Source organism: Amycolatopsis balhimycina FH 1894 (assembly GCF_000384295.1).
In the GTDB taxonomy this organism is placed as follows: Bacteria; Actinomycetota; Actinomycetes; order Mycobacteriales; family Pseudonocardiaceae; genus Amycolatopsis; species Amycolatopsis balhimycina.
This window is the reverse complement of record NZ_KB913037.1, coordinates 9821730-9837858: the sequence shown is the minus strand read 5'-3', so window position 1 is coordinate 9837858 and position 16129 is coordinate 9821730. Positions and strand designations below refer to the sequence as shown.

The following is a 16129-nucleotide window of genomic DNA, read 5'->3' as shown; positions in this document are numbered from 1 at the left end:
CCGGCGACGCGGACGCGCATACTGGAGTCGTCCCGTTGTGAGGAGGAGACGGCTTGAGCGCGACCGCGGATGCCTGTGCGGCCGGCCCGTTCGTGCACCCGGCGTTGTTCTACCGCGGTGACACCGAGTACCTCGCGGGAACCGTGCCGTTCGTCTGGGGCGGCCTCGCCGCCGACGAGCCGGTCGCGGTCGCGGTGCCCGGGGACAACCTCGCCCTGCTGCGGCGGGAGCTCGGCGCGGACGCGGAGCGGGTCCGCCTGCTGGACATGACCGAGGCCGGGCGCAACCCCGGGCGGATCATCCCCGGGGTGCTGCGCGCGTTCGCCGACACCCATCCGGGCCGGCCGGTGCGGATCATCGGCGAGCCGATCTGGGCGGCGCGGTCGGCCGTCGAGTACCCCGCGTGCGTCCAGCACGAGGCCCTCATCAACCTCGCCTTCACCGGCCGGGACGTGACGATCCTCTGCCCCTACGACGTCGAGACGCTCGATCCGGACGTCCTCGCCGACGCCGAAGCCACGCACCCGGTCCTGATCGACGGCGAGGGGCGGCGGCCCAGCACCGTGTACGCCCCGGCGGCGGTGATCGACCGGTACAACCAGGCCCTGCCGGTGCCGGACGGGGCCTTCGAGCTGGCCGCCACCACCGACCTCGCGGCGGCCCGGGCGCTGGCCCACGTCCGCGCGGCCGCCTGCGGGCTGAGCGCCGACCGGCTCGCCGACGTCGAAGTGGTCGTCACCGAACTGCTCTCCAACAGCATCGAGCACGGCAGCGGATCCGGCACCGTCCGGTTGTGGGGCGGCGACGGCGAGTTCGTCTGCGAAGTCCACGACCGCGGCCGGCTCGGCGACCCGCTCGCCGGCCGCCACCCCGCGACGCCCTACCAGCCGCGCGGCCGCGGGCTCCTGCTCGTCAACCACCTCGCCGACCTCGTCCGCCTGTACACCGGCGACGACGGCACTACTTTCCGGGCGTACTTCCGCGGGTGAACCGGCGGTGCACCCAGCCGCCCACGACGGCACCCAGCGCGGCACCGCCGTAGACGTCGGTCGGCCAGTGCGCCCGGGTCCGGAGCCTGCTGTAGCACACCGCGGCGGCCAGCGGCGCGATCACGGCGCCCGCCGCCGGCGCCGTGAGTGCGACGGCGACCGTGAACGCGGCCGCCGTCGTCGCGTGCGTGGAGGGGAACGACGAAGACTTCGGCTGCTCGGGCAGCGCCTGGCGGGCCGGCAGCCGCTGCGCCGGTGGCCGCCGGCGCCGGACCACGGCCTTCACGGCGTGCCCGGACGCCATGCCGGCCGCGCCCGCCACGAGACCGCGGCCGGCGGCCCGGCGCCGGGAACCAGGCCGCCACGCCAGCACCGCCGCCACGAAGACCCAGAGCACGCCGCCCTGCGCGACGGTGCTGAGCGCCGTGACCGGCCACGCGGGACGGCTGACCGGAAGGTCGTTTTCGTCCGGTCCGTCTTCGTCACGAAAGGGCGATTCGCTCCGCATGGCGACGAATTTCCCCGCTCGCGGCCGGTTCAATCACCCGTTCTGTCCACGGTGGAGTCTCCAGACCGGCGTTTGCCCGCGCGAAGATCGGGTATTCCCGGGTCGTGTTTCCGCCGTGGCCGACTCGACTGCGCACGACGGCCGCGGTGCTCGCGGCCGCTGCCCTGGCGGCGGGCTGCGGAGCGGACCCGCAAGCCGACATCGTGCACGCCGGCCGGGAGATCCGGGGCCAGCTCGAACTCCTGCGGCTCGTGGTGACCGCCGACCGCGACTCGGTGCCGCCCGTCCCCAGCCTCTCGATCACCGTCCGCGACGCCGCCGACGAACTCGGCTCGGCGGGCCAGGACGTCGGCAAGCTGACCGACGACCGCGCCCGGGCGGCACTGGCGTCGATCACCGACCGCGGGGTCGCGCTGGCCCACCGGCTCGACGACGGCCTCGGCGACGGCACGGACGACGGCCTGGACCGGATCGACGCCGAACTGCGGGGCCTGATCGGTGAGCTCGCCCGCTGGGGCGTGACGTCGTGAACAAGAAGCTCTTGGCCGTCACCCTCGGCATCCTCACCGCGGTCGGCGGGTTCGTCGACATCGGCGACCTCGTCGAAAGCGGGGTCGTCGGCGCCCGCTACGGGATGGCCCTGGTCTGGGTGACCCTGCTCGGCGTGCTCGGGATCTGCGTCTACGCCGACATGTCCGGCCGGATCGTCGCGGTGTCCGGGCGCCCGGTGTTCGACCTGATCCGCGAGCGCCTCGGCCCGCGCATGGCGCTGCTCAACCTGGCCGGGTCGTTCCTGATCACGCTGCTGACCGTCAGTGCCGAGATCGGTGGCGTCGCGCTCACGATCGAGCTCGCCTCCGGAGTCGGCCGGCTGGTCTGGGTGCTCCCCATCGGCGTGCTCGTCTGGCTGGTGATCTGGCGGGTCGGCTTCGAGCGGATGGAGACCGGTTTCGGCCTCGCCGGCCTCGCGATCGGCGTGTTCGCCGTCGCGATCTTCTTCCTGCACCCCGACTGGTCCTCGCTCGGCGCGCAGATCGCCGGGGTCGCGCCGCCCGCCGACCAGGCGCTGCCGACCTACGCCTACCACGCGGTCGCGCTGTTCGCGTCGGCGATGACGCCGTACGAGGTGTTCTTCTTCTCCTCCGGCGGCGTCGAAGAGGGCTGGAAGGTGAAGGACCTGCCGGTGCAGCGCGCCAACGTGCTGCTCGGCTTCCCCCTCGGCGGCCTGCTCGCGCTCGCCGTGATGGCCTGCGCCGCGACGGTGCTGTTCCCGGCCGGCGTCGACGTCGGCCAGCTCAGCCAGATCGTGCTGCCGGTGACGCTCGCGCTCGGGACCGCCGGCCTGGTGATCGTGCTGATCGGCATCTTCGCCGCCACCTTCGGCGCCGCGCTGGAGACCGGGCTGTCGTCGGGGTACATGCTGGCGCAGTACTTCGGCTGGGACTGGGGCAAGCGCCGCGCTCCGCGCAAGGCCGCTCGCTTCCACGTGGCCGTCGCCGCCGGCCTGCTGATCGCGGTGCTGGTCGTGCAGACCGGGCTCGACCCGGTCGGCCTGACCGAGATCTCGCTGATCTTCTCCGCGGTGGCGCTGCCGCTGACCTACCTGCCCGTGCTCATCGTCGCCAACGACCGCGAGTACCTCGGCAAGCACGCCAACGGCCACTTCAGCAACATCGTCGGCTTCGCCATGCTCGTCGTCATCGCCGTCGCGGCGGTGGTGGCGATCCCCCTGATGATCTTCACCGGAGCGGGCCAATGAACCCCTTCACCGACCACGGCCCGATCGACCTGGCCGACGCCCTGCTCGACCGGCAGATCACCGGCGAGGACGGCACGGTCGTCGGCAAGGTCGACGACCTCGAGCTCCGCGAGGAGAACGGCACCTACGTCGTCGACGCGCTGCTCGTCGGCCCGGAAGCCCTTTCCGACCGGATCGACGGGCCGATCGGGAAGCTGCTGCGGCAGCTCGGCCGCGGCTTCCGCGCCGGAGCCCCGCAGCGGATCCCGCTCAACGCGGTCCGCCGGATTGAGCCCACCGTCGTCGTGACCACGGCGATCGCCCACGCCACGGGCAGCCCGTCGGAAGACTGGCTGCGGCGCCGGATCGTCGACCGGATCCCGGGAGCGGGCCGTGCGAGCCGGTGAGCTGCTCGGCCGCCGGGTCCGCGACGCGGCCGGCCGGGACGTCGGGGCCATCCGCGAGATCCGGGCCGAGGCGACGCCGCGGAGCGACGGGCTGCCCGAACTCGTCGTGCGCGGGGTGATCGTCGGCCGGACCCGGGTGCGCCTCTTCGGCTACCAGCGCCACGACCAGCGCGGCCCGACACCGCTCGTGGCCCTCATCCGCCTGGTCCACCGGCACACCCGCTACGTCGAGTGGGCGGACGTCGACCTCTCGGGCGCCGAGGTCACCTTGCGCCGGCCGTTCGCCGAGCTGGCGCCGATCATCGAATCCTGACCGCCGTCAAGGCAGGCCGGCAAAGTCGGCCAGCAGGTTCATGTGGTGCTCGAAGTATTCGGCGCGTGCCTCGATCATGGCGTCGAGGCGGTGGAAGACCTCGAAGTTGACCTGGCCGAACAGGTGCGTCCACGCGAAGAGGACCCGGTCCAGGTGCTGCTCCGGCAGGGTGGCGCTTTGCTCGTCGAGCAGGCGGCGCAGATCGGCGCGCACGGGCCCGGGTACCGGCGGAAGTGCGCCCGGGGCGTCCTGGACGACGGCGGCGAGCACGAGGATCACCTTCGACGCCGGCGCCACGGTTTCCGGCGGAGCGGCGTACCCGGGCACGGGATTTCCGTAGAGCAGGCCGTATTCGGCCGGGTGCGCGAGCGCCCACGACCGCACCGCGCGGCAGACGGCGAGCCACCGGCCGCGCGGATCGTCACGCGGAACCGCGGCTTCGGCGTCGGCCGCCGCCGTGCCCAGCGCGTCGTAGGCGTCGATGATCAGCGCGGTCAGCAGGGCGTCACGGCTAGGGAAGTACCGGTACAGCGCCGAAGCGACGATCCCCATGTCCCTCGCCACGGCACGCAGGGACAGGTTCGCGCCTTCGGCGGCCAGCCGGCGCCGGGCGGCTTCCTTGATCTCCTGGTGCATCTCCGAGCGGACCCGGGCGCGCAGCGACGAGGCGGACACGACCCCAGTGTCGCACACGCGAGAACACCCGAACTCGACGAGAACAGTGTTCTTGACGGCGTCGCGACCACGGCAGTACGGTGTTCTTGTCCGAGAACAGTGTTCTCTCCCCTGGGGGTTTCTCATGGCTCTGCACGTCATCGTCGGTGCCGGCCCGGTCGGCGCCGCCACCGCTCGCCTGCTCTCCGCCCGAGGCGAAGAGGTCCGGCTGCTCAGCCGGCGCGGCGGTGGCCCGGAGGTCGACGGCGTCGAACTGGTGGCCGCGGACGCCACCCGTGATCTTTCCCGGCACACCGAAGGAGCGGTCGCGCTGTACAGCTGCGCCGGCCCCGCCTACCACCGCTGGACCACCGGCTGGCCGCCGCTCGGCGCGGCGCTCCTGCGGGCCGCGGAGACCAGCGGTGCCGTGCTCGTGACGACCGGCAACCTCTACGCCTACGGCGCCGTCGAGGGGCCGATGACCGAGCAGCTGCCGATGCGGCCCAACTCCGTGAAGGGCGAGGTGCGGGCCAAGCTGTGGACGGACGCGCTGGCCGCGCACGAAGCCGGCCGGATCCGCACGGCCGAGGTGCGCGGGTCCGATTACCTCGGCGCGGGCACGCTTTCGGCGTTCACCGCCCTGGTCCTGCCGAAGGTGCTGGCCGGCCGGCGCGCGTCGGCACCGGCCGACCTCGACGCCCCGCACAGCTGGACGCACACCGGCGACGTCGCCCGCACCCTGGTGGCGGTCGCGGCGGACGAGCGGGCCTGGGGCCGGCCGTGGCACGTGCCGACCGCACCGGCGATGTCGCTGCGCCGGCTCGCCGGGCGCGCCGCGGAACTGGCGGGCGCACCGGCGGCCCGCGTCACCACGATGCCGGCCTTGGCGCTCCGCCTCGCCGGGCTCTTCAACCCGGCGGCGCGGGAGATGGCCGAGATGCAGTACCAGCTACGGCACCCGTTCGTCCTCGACTCCTCGGCCGCGACGGCCGCGTTCGGCATCGAGCCGACACCGACCGACGAAGCGCTGCGGGAGACGATCGGAGGCGTGCGCGAACCCGCCGCACCCCGGTGAGGAGAACCCGGCCGTCAGCTCTGGCCGGAGAACTCCGTCGCGCGCTCCCAGCCCGACGGCAGGCGGCTGACGTTGAGCGCGTGGTCGAGCCCGCTGTCCGCCAAAGCCCGGCGCACCACGCGGTTGTCACCGGTGATGATCCGGAGGGTGGTGTGCTCCTTGAGCGTCCGGGCCTGGATGCCGCCGAGGGCGGCGAGCCCGGCGGTGTCGAGGAAGTCGACCTCGGACAGGTCGAGCACCAGGACCGGGAACCGGCGGTGCGCCCACGTGCTCACCGCCGAGCGGAGCTGGGGAGCGCTGTCCGCGTCGAGGGCGCCGTGGATCCGGACCATGACCGCGCCGAAGTACGGGCGGATCACCTGGATGTCGAAGACACGGCGCTGTTCGCGCGCCGACGGCACCACCGGGATCGCCGTCGCTGGGGGCTGGACGACTAACATCTTCACACGCCTTCATTCGCAGATGACGTGCCGAACGGGCCTCGCTCTACCGGCCCGCCCGAGCGCTGGCAAAGTCAAAGTCGGAGGAGGCGGCTGTCGCTGCACAACCGCACTTCGCAGCGTAGCCCTTGATCCGAACGGCGCAACCCCGCCAACGGCCGAACCCGGCACACCCGCACGCGACGCGCACACGGCGATCCCGAACCACCCCTCCGGGTGAGTGATCTCCGCTTTCCGCGGCCGGGAACGGTGACCGGGCCCCGCGCCCGGCCACCGTTCCCCGGTTCCCGCGTCAACCGGCGTGGTTGGCGAAGATGTCCGACACGCCACTGGTGGCCACCGGCAGTGCCATGCCGAAGCAGGCGTTCAGCGTCGGTCCCGTTCCGGCGAGACCGCTGTAGTCGCCGAGGAAGTAGCCGCCGGCGTCCGGCGCGGTGGTGTAGTCGAACGACGTGGTGGTGAGCCGGGCCTGCCCGTTGACGGCCCAGTTCGCCGGGTTGCCGCAGTCGCTCGTGGCGGCGTGACAGTGGGCGATGAACGCGTCGGTGAGCCCGGGCTGCGCCGGGGTCGCGTTCTGCAGGTCGTAGTACGTCAGGCCGATCGTGCCGTCGGAGGCGGCGTGGATCTGCGGCACGAACGCGGGCGCGTCGCCCGGCGACTGGTCGACGCGGATGGTCGGACCCCACGTCAGCCCGCCGTCGGCGGACTGGGCGAAGGCGATCTTGGACGTGCCGGCGGAGCTGAACCGGCTGTCCTGCCAGACCGCGTACACGAAGCCGTTGACCGGGTTGACGGCGAACTCGGGCAGTTCGTCGCTGGAGCGGACCGGGTGCCCGGCGATCGTCACCGACGCCACCTGCTGGGTGTCGATGCCGATGGCGCCGGACCACGTGGTCCCGCCGTCGGTGGACCGGATCACCGCCGCGGTCGACGTCGACGAGCCGCGGCAGTGCTGCCCGCCGTGGGTGTACAGGCACGCCCCGCCCTTGTTGGTGATCAGGTCGAAGCCGTCGATCAGCACCCCGCGCCCCGGACCCGTCGCAGGCACGACGATCTGGTTGCCGATCGTCTGGTCGTTCTGCCCGGGATCGAAGACGATCCGGCCGGTGCTCCAGGTCAGCCCCCGGTCGGTGGTGCGGGAGAAGTAGCTCGGGCCGCGGTAGGTGAACGCGTGGTTGTACGCGCTGGGGTTGGCGTGGCTCTGCGGCGAGACCAGCTGGTCCCACACCGCGTAGGCCCGGTCGGCGAGCAGCGGGTCGGCGGTCACCGACTCCTTGTCGTTGAGCACCTGCGTCGAGGTGTCCAGCCGCGCGGTGACGGGGGTTTCCCAGTGGTCGCCGCCGTCGAGCGAGCGGCTGATCAGGATCGCGCTGGCCCCGCCGAACGCCGGGCCGTCGGCGTTGAACGAGTCCGCGATCGAGTAGACGACCCGGCCGTCGGCGGAGAAGCTGACCCACGGGTCGGTGCTGCGCTGGAAGTAGCCGGGCGAGCCGGGCGTCGCGCCCGCGCAGATGCTGAACGCCGGCTGCGCGGCGGCCGGGGCCCAGGTCGCCCCGCCGTCACGGGAGACGACGTTGGTCAGGCCGTTGGACCCGCCGTCGTTCCAGCGGTCCTGCTGCGCCGAGCCGACGAGGTGGTTCGGGTCCGCCGGGTCGGCGGCGACGTACGGCTCGACCTCCGAGGCGGGGTAGTTGACGCTGCCCAGCGCCTGCTGCCGGGCGACGAGCGCGGCACACACCGCCCCGCCGCCCAGCGGGTGGTCGGGCACCCGGACCGGAACCCCGGCGGAGAAGGTGGTGGCGACGGCGACCCCGGCGCCGGCCAGCAGGGCGAACACCGCGGCGCCGGGCGGCAGCGAGCGGCGGGCGAACCGCGGGAAGATCTTCGCGTTCACGGGCGACCTCTTTTCCGACACGCCCGGCAGGCCGCGAGGAAAGGACGTGGCCTTTTCCAGGGCACGCCGGAGTCGGCCTTCCGCTCGAGACCGTTACGCGTGTCCGGCGCCGAGGGTGAGGAATCCGTTCTCCCGGTGAAAAACTCGTCTGTCCACAGTGGAGTTGGTTAACACTCGGCCAAACCGGCGTCCCCTTGACAGGTCCGGGTCCCCCAAGCATCCTGGCTTATCTCAGGGTTCCTGATATACACTCTCGACCAGCTCAGTGAGGAGTCGGACGAATGACCGCAGTAGAGGAGCGGCCGGGCACCCGGCCACGCCCGGACGTCGAACCGGGCCGGCTGTTCATCGGCGGCCGCTGGACGGAGGCCGCGGACCGCTTCGACGCCGTGGACCCGGCCACCGGGAAGACCCTCACCTCGCTCGCCCGCGCGTCGGCCGCCGACGTGGACGCCGCGGTGGCGGCGGCCCGGCAGGCGTTCGACGGCTGGGCCGCGACGCCGGGCCGGGAGCGGGCGCGGGTGCTGCACCGGGTCGCGGACCTCGTGCGCGAGCGCGCGGACGAGATCGCCGCGGTCGAGAGCGCCGACGTCGGCAAGCCGATCTCGCTGTGCCGGGCGGTCGACGTCGAGACCGTCGCCGAACAGTACGAGTACTACTCGGCCCTGGCGCAGGGCGTGGACGGCGCGACGCGGCAGATCCCGATCCCCTCGCACGCCTACACCCGCCGCGAACCGCTCGGGGTGGTCGCCGCGATCACGCCGTTCAACTTCCCGCTGATCCTGTCCACCTCGAAGATCGCGCCCGCGCTCGCGGCCGGGAACACCGTGGTGCACAAACCGGCCGAGGACACCTCCCTCAGCGCGCTGCTGATGGCCGGACTCCTCGCCGAGGCCGGCGTGCCCGACGGTGCGCTGAACGTGGTCACCGGGTTCGGCTCGGAGATCGGCGACACCCTGCTGAGCCACCCCGGGGTCGACAAGATCGCGTTCACCGGCTCGACCGCGGTGGGGCGGCACGCGGCGACCGTGGCCGGGGAGCACCTCAAGCCGGTCACCCTGGAACTGGGCGGCAACGCGGCGCACATCGTGTTCGAGGACGCCGACGTCGAGCAGGCGATCGCCGCGGTGATCAAGGCGTTCGTCTTCAACACCGGCCAGTTCTGCATGGGCGGGCCCCGGCTGCTGGTCGCCGACGCGCTGTACGACACGGTCCTGGGCGCGCTCGCCGAAGCCGTGCCGCACGTGCCGGTCGGCGACCCGTTCGACCCGGCGACGGTGGTCGGGCCGATGGCGGGCGAGCGGCACCGGGCGAAGGTGGAGCAGTACGTCGAACAGGCGCTCGCCGACGGCGGCCGGATCGTCGCCGGCGGCGGCCGGGGTGACATCGAGGGCGGGTTCTTCTTCCAGCCGACGGTGATCGCGGACCTGCCGGAGGACTCCCGCGTGATCCAGGAGGAGATCTTCGGTCCGGTGCTGACGGTCCAGCGCTTCACCACCGAAGACGAAGCGATCGCCCTGGCCAACGGCACGCCCTACGGCCTCGCGGCCGGGCTGCAGACCACGAACCTCGCCCGCGCCCACCGCGTCGCCGCGCGGCTGCAGGCCGGGATCGTCTGGGTCAACGACTGGGCGATGCTCGACCCCGCGATCCCCTTCGGCGGCGTGAAGGACTCCGGTTTCGGCCGCGAATACGGCCCCGAATCCCTCGACGCCTACACCAGGACCAAGTCCATCGTCATCTCCCTCGCCTGAGCCCAGGAGCATCCCCATGACCACCACCACCGCGGCCGTCGTGGAGTGCGCCGGCGCCGGCTTCACCCTCGGCGAAGTCGCGCTCGACGAGCTGCGTGACAACGAGGTCCGCGTCCGGATCGTCGCCACCGGCGTCTGCCACACCGACCTCGGCGTCGCCGCCGGCGCCCTGCCCTTCCCGCTACCCGGCGTGCTCGGCCACGAAGGCGCCGGGATCGTCGAGGAGACCGGCGCCGCGGTCACGCGCGTCGCGCCCGGCGACGGGGTCCTGCTCAGCTACACCTCCTGCGGCGGCTGCGCGAACTGCCTGGACGGCCACCCCGCCTACTGCGAAACCTGGCTGCCGGCCAACCTGCTCGGCGGGCGGCGCCCGGACGGCACGTCCCCGATCTCCCGCGACGGCACCCCGCTCGGCGGGCACTTCTTCGGCCAGTCCAGCTTCGCCGGGCACGCCGTCGCCGACGAACGCAGCGTCGTCAAGCTCCCCGCCGACGCGCCGCTGGACCTGCTGGCGCCGCTCGGCTGCGGCATCATGACCGGCGCCGGCGCGGTGTGGAACGTCCTGGCCCCGCGGCCGGGCGCCACGCTGCTGGTCACCGGCGCCGGCGCGGTCGGCCTGTCCGCGGTCATGGCCGCCCGCCTGACGCCGTCGGCCCGGATCATCGCCGTCGACCGCGTGCCCCACCGGCTCGAACTGGCCCGGGAGCTCGGCGCCACCGACACGATCGACACTTCCGGCGAGGACCTGGCCGAGACCGTCGGCAAGCTGACCGGCGGCCGCGGCGTCGACGGCGTCGTGGAGACCACCGGCAACGCCGATGTCCTGCGGACGGCGATCGGCACGCTCGCCGCGCGCGGCACCGCGGTCGTCGTCGGCGCGCCCGCGTTCGGCACCGAGGTGCCGGTGGACGTCAACTTCCTGCTGCCCGGCCGGCACGTCGTCGGCCTCACGATGGGCGACGCCGAGACGCAGGCCCTGGTGCCGACGCTGGCCGGACTCGTCGCCGCGGGGCGGTTCCCGGTCGAAAAGCTGGTCACCCACTACGAGTTCGGGCAGATTCAAGAGGCAGTCGACGACATGCTTTCCGGCAAGACGATCAAACCGGTGCTTCGCTTGTGAGAGAGGCAGCAGTGAACCTCCCCGATTTCGGCCTCGGCAGCTGGCCCGCCCGCCGGGCGCGGATCAACCCGGCCCGCACCGCGCTCGTGCAGGCGGACCGGACGCTGACCTACGCCGGGCTCGCCGACCGGGTCGCCCGCCTCGCCGGCGCGCTGACCCGGCTCGGCGTGCGCCCGGGCGACCGCGTGGCCTATCTCGGCGTCAACGACATCACCGTGTTCGAGACGCTCTTCGCCACCGCGCGCTGCGGCGCGATCTTCGTCCCGCTCAACTACCGGCTCTCGCCCACCGAGATCCGGTACATGCTCGACGACAGCGGGGCCACGGCCCTGGTGCACAGCGCGGACACCGGTGACCTGGTGGCGGAGGCCGGGTCGCTGCCGGACGGCGTCGTCATCGCTACGGACCCGGCCGAGGGCGAACTGGACTTCGAGGCGGAGGCAGCCGAGGCCGGGCCGGCGCCGGACGTCGCGATCCAGCTGGAAGACCCGTGCCTGCTGCTCTACACCTCCGGCACCACCGGACGGCCGAAGGCGGCGGTCCTCACCCACGGCAACCTCACCTGGAACACCGTCAACCAGCTGGCGCACCTGGACGTCCTGGGCACCGACAAGGCGCTGTGCATCGCGCCGCTGTTCCACTGCGTCGGGCTCGGCCAGATCACGCTGCCGACGCTGTTCAAGGGCGGCAGCGTCGAGCCGGTGGCGAAGTTCGACCCGGGCACCATCCTCGCCCGGATCGGCGAAGCCGGGATCACGAGCTTCTCCGCGGTCCCCACCATGCTCGAGATGATGTGCCGCCACGAGGACTGGGACCGCACCGACCTGAGCTCGCTGACCTGCGTGCTCTACGGCGGGTCGCCGGTGGCCGAGCGCGTCGCGCGCGCGTGGCTCGACCGCGGCGTGAAGCTTCTCCAGGGCTACGGCATGACCGAGGCCTCCCCGGGGGTCTCGATGGCCACCCACGAAGGCACGCTCGACCACCCGGTCGCCGCCGGGGTGCCGCACTTCTTCACCGACGTGGCGGCCGTCGGCCCGGACCTCACCCCCGAACCGCTCGGCGGCACCCCCGCCGAGCTGCTCGTGCGTGGCCCGCACGTCTTCGGCGGCTACTGGAACCGGCCCGACGAATCGAAGGCGAGCTTCGTCTCCGGCGACTGGTTCCGCACCGGCGACGTCGTCCGGGTCGACGACGACGGCTGGGCCCACGTCGTCGACCGGGTCAAGGACATGATCATTTCCGGCGGCGAGAACGTCTATCCTGCCGAGGTGGAAGCGGTCGCCGTGCGGCTCGACGAGGTCGACGCCTGCGCCGTGGTCGGCGTGCCCGACGACCGCTGGGGCGAGGTCGGCGCTGCCTTCGTCGTCGTCCGGCCCGGTGCCGAACTGGACGAGACGGCGTTCCGCGCCCACCTCGAACAGCACCTCGCACGCTACAAGGTGCCGAAACACGTGTGGTTCACCGACGCCTTGCCGCGCAACGCCACCGGCAAGATCCGCCGCGTCGAACTGCGCGCCCTCGCCGCCGAAACCTTCACGAACGGAACCGCATGACCGCCCCTCTGCTGCCCCCGTCGCTGCGTCTGGAGCTGCTCGGTGACATCGCCGTGCTGCGGCTGGCGCGCCCGGAGAAGCGCAACGCCCTCGACGACGCGACCGTGCTCGGCATCGAAACGTTCTTCGGCGCTCCGCCGCAGGGAGTCAAGGCGGTCGTGCTCGACGCCGTGGGTGACCACTTCTCCGCCGGGCTCGACCTTTCGGAGCTCACCGAGCGCGACGCGTTCGAAGGCCTGGAGCACTCGATGATGTGGCACCGCGCCTTCGAGCGGCTCGAACGCGGCCGCGTCCCGGTGGTCGCCGTGCTCAAGGGCGCGGTCGTCGGCGGCGGCCTCGAACTGGCGTCCGCCGCGCACATCCGCGTCGCCGAGCCGTCGGCGTTCTACGCGCTGCCGGAGGGCCAGCGCGGCCTGTTCGTCGGCGGCGGCGCGTCGGTGCGGGTGCCGCGGCTGATCGGCGTGCACCGGATGGCCGACATGATGCTCACCGGCCGCGTGCTCGACGCCGACGAGGGCCACGCCGCCGGGCTGTCGCACTACCGCGTCGAGAACGGCCTGGAGCACGCGCTCGAACTGGCCGGCAAGATCGCGGCGAACTCCCCGATGACGAACTTCGCCGTCCTGCAGGCCCTGCCCCGCATCGCCGAGGCCAACCCGGCCGAGGGCTACCTGATGGAGGCGCTGATGGCCGCGGTCGCCGGCGGCAGCTCCGAGGCGAAGGAGCGGATGCAGGCGTTCCTCGAGAAGCGGGCCGGGAAGGTCGGCCGATGATCCTCCGCCCGGTCGCGCCGGACGTCCGCGAAACCACCGAGATCGGCCGGTACCTGCGGTGGCTGGCGGACCGCGGCCACGCGTTCGACGGCTACCCGGCCCTGCACCGCTGGTCGGTGACCGACCTCGACGGCTTCTGGTCGTCGGTCAAGGACTTCTTCGGCGTCCGCTTCCACACCCCGGCCACGGCGGTCGTGCCCGACCGGCGGATGCCGGGCACCGAATGGTTCCCCGGCGCGACCCTCAACTACGCCGAGCACGCCCTCGGCCACGGGCCCGACGACGAGGTCGCGATCATCGCGTACTCCCAGACGCGGGACCGCGGTGAGCTGACCTGGGGGCAGCTGCGCGACCAGGTCGCGCGCGCCCGGGCGGGCCTGGCCCGGCTCGGCGTCGGGCGCGGCGACCGCGTCGTGGCGTACCTGCCCAACATCCCGGAAGCCGTCGTCGCTTACCTCGCGGTCGCGAGCCTGGGCGCGATCTGGGCCTCCTGCGCGCCCGAGTTCGGCGCGCGCTCGGTCGTCGACCGGTTCGGCCAGATCGAGCCGCGGGTGCTGCTGACGGTGTCCGGCTACCGCTACGGCGCCAAGGACGTCGACCGCCGCGCCGAGGTCGGCGCGATCCGCGCGGGCCTGCCCACCGTGGAGCACGTCGTCCACGTCCCCTACGGCGGCCACGACCTGCCCGGCACGCTCACCTGGGCCGATCTGCTCACCGAGAGCGCGCCCGGGTTCGAGCCGGTCGGCTTCGCGCATCCCCTGTGTGTGCTGTTCTCCTCCGGCACCACCGGAAAGCCGAAGGCGATCGTGCACGGTCACGGCGGAATCCTGCTCGAACACCTCAAGAACCACGGCCTCAGCTGGGACCTGCGCCCGGGCGACCGGATCCTGTGGTTTTCCACCACCGCCTGGATGATGTGGAACGCGCTCGTGTCGGGGTTGCTCACCGGCGCGTCGATCGTGCTGGTCGACGGCAATCCGCTGCACCCGGACCTGGCTTGGCAGTGGCGGCTGGCCGGCGAAACCCGGGCGACGCTGATGGGCGCGAGCCCGGGTTTCCTGATGGCGTGCCGGAAAGCGGGGCTCGACCCGGCCGCCGAGTACGACCTGTCCGCGCTGCGGCAGCTCGGCGCGGCGGGCAGCCCGCTGCCCGCCGAAGGGTTCCACTGGGTGCACGAGCGGTTTCCGGGCGTCCTGCTCAACGTCGGTAGCGGCGGCACCGACGTCTGCAGCGGGATCGTCCAGGGCGGCCCGCTGCAGCCCGTCCGCGCCGGTGAGATCTCCGGGCCCTGCCTCGGCGTCGACGCGAAGGCGTTCGACGAGCACGGCGCCGAGGTCGTCGGCGAACTGGGCGAGCTGGTGATCACCGCCCCGATGCCGTCGATGCCGGTCGGGTTCTGGGGCGACTCCGGTGAGCGTTACCGCGAGACGTACTTCTCGACCTACCCCGGCGTCTGGCGGCACGGCGACTGGATCCGGTTCACCGCCGAAGGAAGCTGCGTCATCGCCGGCCGCTCGGACGCCACCCTCAACCGCGGCGGCGTCCGGCTGGGCACGGCCGAGTTCTACGCCGTCGTCGAGGAGCTGCCGGAGATCGAGGACTCCCTCGTCGTGCACCTCGAAGACCCCGCGGGCGGCAACGGCGACCTGCAGCTCTTCGTGGTGCTGCGCGACGGCGCCGAACTCGACGACGCCGTGCGCGGCAGGATCGCGGCCGCCCTGCGCGGCGCGCTTTCGCCACGGCACGTGCCGGACGCGATCACCGCCGTCCCGGCGATCCCCCGCAACCGCACCGGGAAGAAACTGGAGCTGCCGGTGAAGAAACTCCTGCGCGGCGCCCCGGTCGACGAGGTCGTCGGCCGGGACGTGCTGGCCGATTCCGCGTCGCTGGACCCGTTCGTCGCGCTCGCCGGCGGGCCGGCATGACCGTCCGGATCACCACGTCCCCCGCCGGCCGCGCGGCGAAGCCCGGCCCGATCACCACCGTCGCGGTCGTCGGGACCGGCGTGATCGGGGCCGGCTGGGCCGCGCACTTCCTCGCCCGCGGCCTCGACGTCGTCGCCACCGACCCGGCACCGGGCGCCGAGGACCGCCTCCGCGCCGACGTCGCGGCGCACTGGCCCACGCTCGTCCGGCTCGGCCTCGTCGAGGGTGCTTCGCAGGATCGGCTGAGCTTCGCCACCGACGCCGGCTCGGCCGTGGCGGACGCGGATTTCGTGCAGGAGAACGGTCCCGAGCGCGAAGACGTCAAGCACCGCCTGTTCGGCCTGCTCGACGAGGCCGCACGGCCGGAGGTGATCCTGGCGAGCAGCTCGTCCGGCCTGCTGCCGAGCGTCATCGCACGCGGCTGCCCGAAACACCCCGAGCGAGTGGTCATCGGGCACCCGTTCAACCCGCCGCACGTGATCCCGCTCGTCGAGGTCGTCCCCGGCCGGGAAACGGCGCCCGGAGTCGTCGACCGGGCGGTCGCGTTCTACACCGCCGTCGGCAAGCGGCCGATCCGGCTGAGCCGGGAGGTGCCCGGCCACGTCGCGAACCGGCTGCAGGCGGCGCTGTGGCAGGAGGCGTACTCCCTCGTCGATCGCGGCATCGCCACGGTCGCCGACATCGACGCCGCCATCGCGCACGGCCCCGGGCTGCGCTGGGCCGTGCTCGGCCCGTTCGCGAACCAGCACCTCTCCGGCGGCGCGGGCGGCCTCGCGCACATCCTGCGCCACCTCGGGCCGCCCACCGAAGAGTGGTGGCGCGACCTCGGCCGCGTCCACCTGACGCCGGAGCTCGCCGAAAAGCTCGTCGCCGGGATCGGCGCGGAGCTCGACGGCACCGACCACGACCGGCTCGTCGCCGCCCGCGACGACGTCCTCGACCGCCTGCTGGCCGCCAAGGCCGCCCAGCCCGACCTGCCCTGACCT

General features: G+C 73.0%; 16 protein-coding genes. 12 read left to right on the top strand and 4 right to left on the bottom strand.

The features are described 5' to 3' along the window. Positions 1–53 precede the first annotated feature (53 nt). Positions 54–989 carry an anti-sigma factor RsbA family regulatory protein gene (locus tag A3CE_RS0145425; protein ID WP_020646776.1) on the top strand — a complete coding sequence of 312 codons (936 nt, stop codon included), beginning with the start codon at positions 54–56 and terminating at the stop codon, positions 987–989. On the opposite strand, the gene A3CE_RS0145420 is transcribed toward A3CE_RS0145425, so the two are convergent. Continuing rightward, positions 961–1497 (bottom strand): phosphatase PAP2 family protein, encoded by a 537-nt coding sequence (locus A3CE_RS0145420; protein WP_020646775.1) that lies wholly within the window; start codon positions 1495–1497, stop codon positions 961–963. The genes A3CE_RS0145425 and A3CE_RS0145420 overlap by 29 nt on opposite strands. A gap of 104 nt (positions 1498–1601) precedes the next feature. Here A3CE_RS0145420 and A3CE_RS0145415 point away from each other — a divergent pair, with 104 nt between their 5' ends. The 4 genes from A3CE_RS0145415 to A3CE_RS0145400 are packed head-to-tail and all read left to right on the top strand — an operon-like array spanning position 1602 to position 3955. Next, positions 1602–2027, top strand: a complete 426-nt coding sequence (locus A3CE_RS0145415) for a hypothetical protein (protein ID WP_245589714.1) — start codon at positions 1602–1604, stop codon at positions 2025–2027. Next, positions 2024–3256 (top strand): NRAMP family divalent metal transporter, encoded by a 1233-nt coding sequence (locus A3CE_RS0145410; protein WP_020646773.1) that lies wholly within the window; start codon positions 2024–2026, stop codon positions 3254–3256. Before A3CE_RS0145415 ends, A3CE_RS0145410 begins: the two co-directional genes overlap by 4 nt. Then, entirely contained in the window at positions 3253–3642 is a 390-nt protein-coding gene (locus A3CE_RS0145405; protein WP_020646772.1) for a PRC-barrel domain-containing protein, read from the top strand. The genes A3CE_RS0145410 and A3CE_RS0145405 overlap by 4 nt, the downstream gene beginning before the upstream one ends. Next, positions 3629–3955, top strand: a complete 327-nt coding sequence (locus A3CE_RS0145400; RefSeq protein ID WP_020646771.1) for a hypothetical protein — start codon at positions 3629–3631, stop codon at positions 3953–3955. The genes A3CE_RS0145405 and A3CE_RS0145400 overlap by 14 nt, the downstream gene beginning before the upstream one ends. A 6-nt stretch (positions 3956–3961) precedes the next feature. Here the strand turns inward: A3CE_RS0145400 and A3CE_RS0145395 are convergent, their stop codons facing one another. After that, positions 3962–4630 carry a TetR/AcrR family transcriptional regulator gene (locus A3CE_RS0145395; protein ID WP_020646770.1) on the bottom strand — a complete coding sequence of 223 codons (669 nt, stop codon included), beginning with the start codon at positions 4628–4630 and terminating at the stop codon, positions 3962–3964. A 124-nt stretch (positions 4631–4754) separates the two neighbouring features. Here A3CE_RS0145395 and A3CE_RS0145390 point away from each other — a divergent pair, with 124 nt between their 5' ends. Continuing rightward, a complete protein-coding gene (locus A3CE_RS0145390) occupies positions 4755–5684 on the top strand; it encodes an NAD-dependent epimerase/dehydratase family protein (protein ID WP_020646769.1) in 930 nt (309 codons plus the stop codon). Positions 5685–5698: 14 nt separating this feature from the next. Here the strand turns inward: A3CE_RS0145390 and A3CE_RS0145385 are convergent, their stop codons facing one another. Then, complete coding sequence (locus A3CE_RS0145385; protein WP_026469492.1) at positions 5699–6124, bottom strand: STAS domain-containing protein; 426 nt, start codon at positions 6122–6124, stop codon at positions 5699–5701. Between the two features lie 292 nt (positions 6125–6416). After that, the gene (locus tag A3CE_RS0145380) at positions 6417–8018 is read right to left on the bottom strand and encodes a sialidase family protein (protein WP_020646767.1); all 1602 of its coding nucleotides are present in this window, start codon (positions 8016–8018) and stop codon (positions 6417–6419) included. A gap of 281 nt (positions 8019–8299) precedes the next feature. Between A3CE_RS0145380 and A3CE_RS0145375 the strand changes: the two genes are divergently transcribed. The 6 genes from A3CE_RS0145375 to A3CE_RS0145350 are packed head-to-tail and all read left to right on the top strand — an operon-like array spanning position 8300 to position 16126. Beyond that, positions 8300–9772, top strand: a complete 1473-nt coding sequence (locus A3CE_RS0145375; RefSeq protein ID WP_020646766.1) for an aldehyde dehydrogenase family protein — start codon at positions 8300–8302, stop codon at positions 9770–9772. 16 nt (positions 9773–9788) lie between these two features. After that, positions 9789–10892, top strand: a complete 1104-nt coding sequence (locus A3CE_RS0145370; RefSeq protein WP_020646765.1) for an NAD(P)-dependent alcohol dehydrogenase — start codon at positions 9789–9791, stop codon at positions 10890–10892. An 11-nt stretch (positions 10893–10903) separates the two neighbouring features. After that, positions 10904–12445, top strand: a complete 1542-nt coding sequence (locus tag A3CE_RS0145365) for an acyl-CoA synthetase (protein ID WP_020646764.1) — start codon at positions 10904–10906, stop codon at positions 12443–12445. Next, on the top strand, positions 12442–13218 hold the full coding sequence (locus A3CE_RS0145360) for a crotonase/enoyl-CoA hydratase family protein (RefSeq protein WP_020646763.1): 777 nt from the start codon (positions 12442–12444) through the stop codon (positions 13216–13218). The genes A3CE_RS0145365 and A3CE_RS0145360 overlap by 4 nt, the downstream gene beginning before the upstream one ends. Then, entirely contained in the window at positions 13215–15143 is a 1929-nt protein-coding gene (locus A3CE_RS0145355) for an acetoacetate--CoA ligase (protein WP_020646762.1), read from the top strand. Before A3CE_RS0145360 ends, A3CE_RS0145355 begins: the two co-directional genes overlap by 4 nt. Beyond that, on the top strand, positions 15140–16126 hold the full coding sequence (locus A3CE_RS0145350; RefSeq protein WP_020646761.1) for a 3-hydroxyacyl-CoA dehydrogenase NAD-binding domain-containing protein: 987 nt from the start codon (positions 15140–15142) through the stop codon (positions 16124–16126). Before A3CE_RS0145355 ends, A3CE_RS0145350 begins: the two co-directional genes overlap by 4 nt. Positions 16127–16129 lie beyond the last annotated feature (3 nt).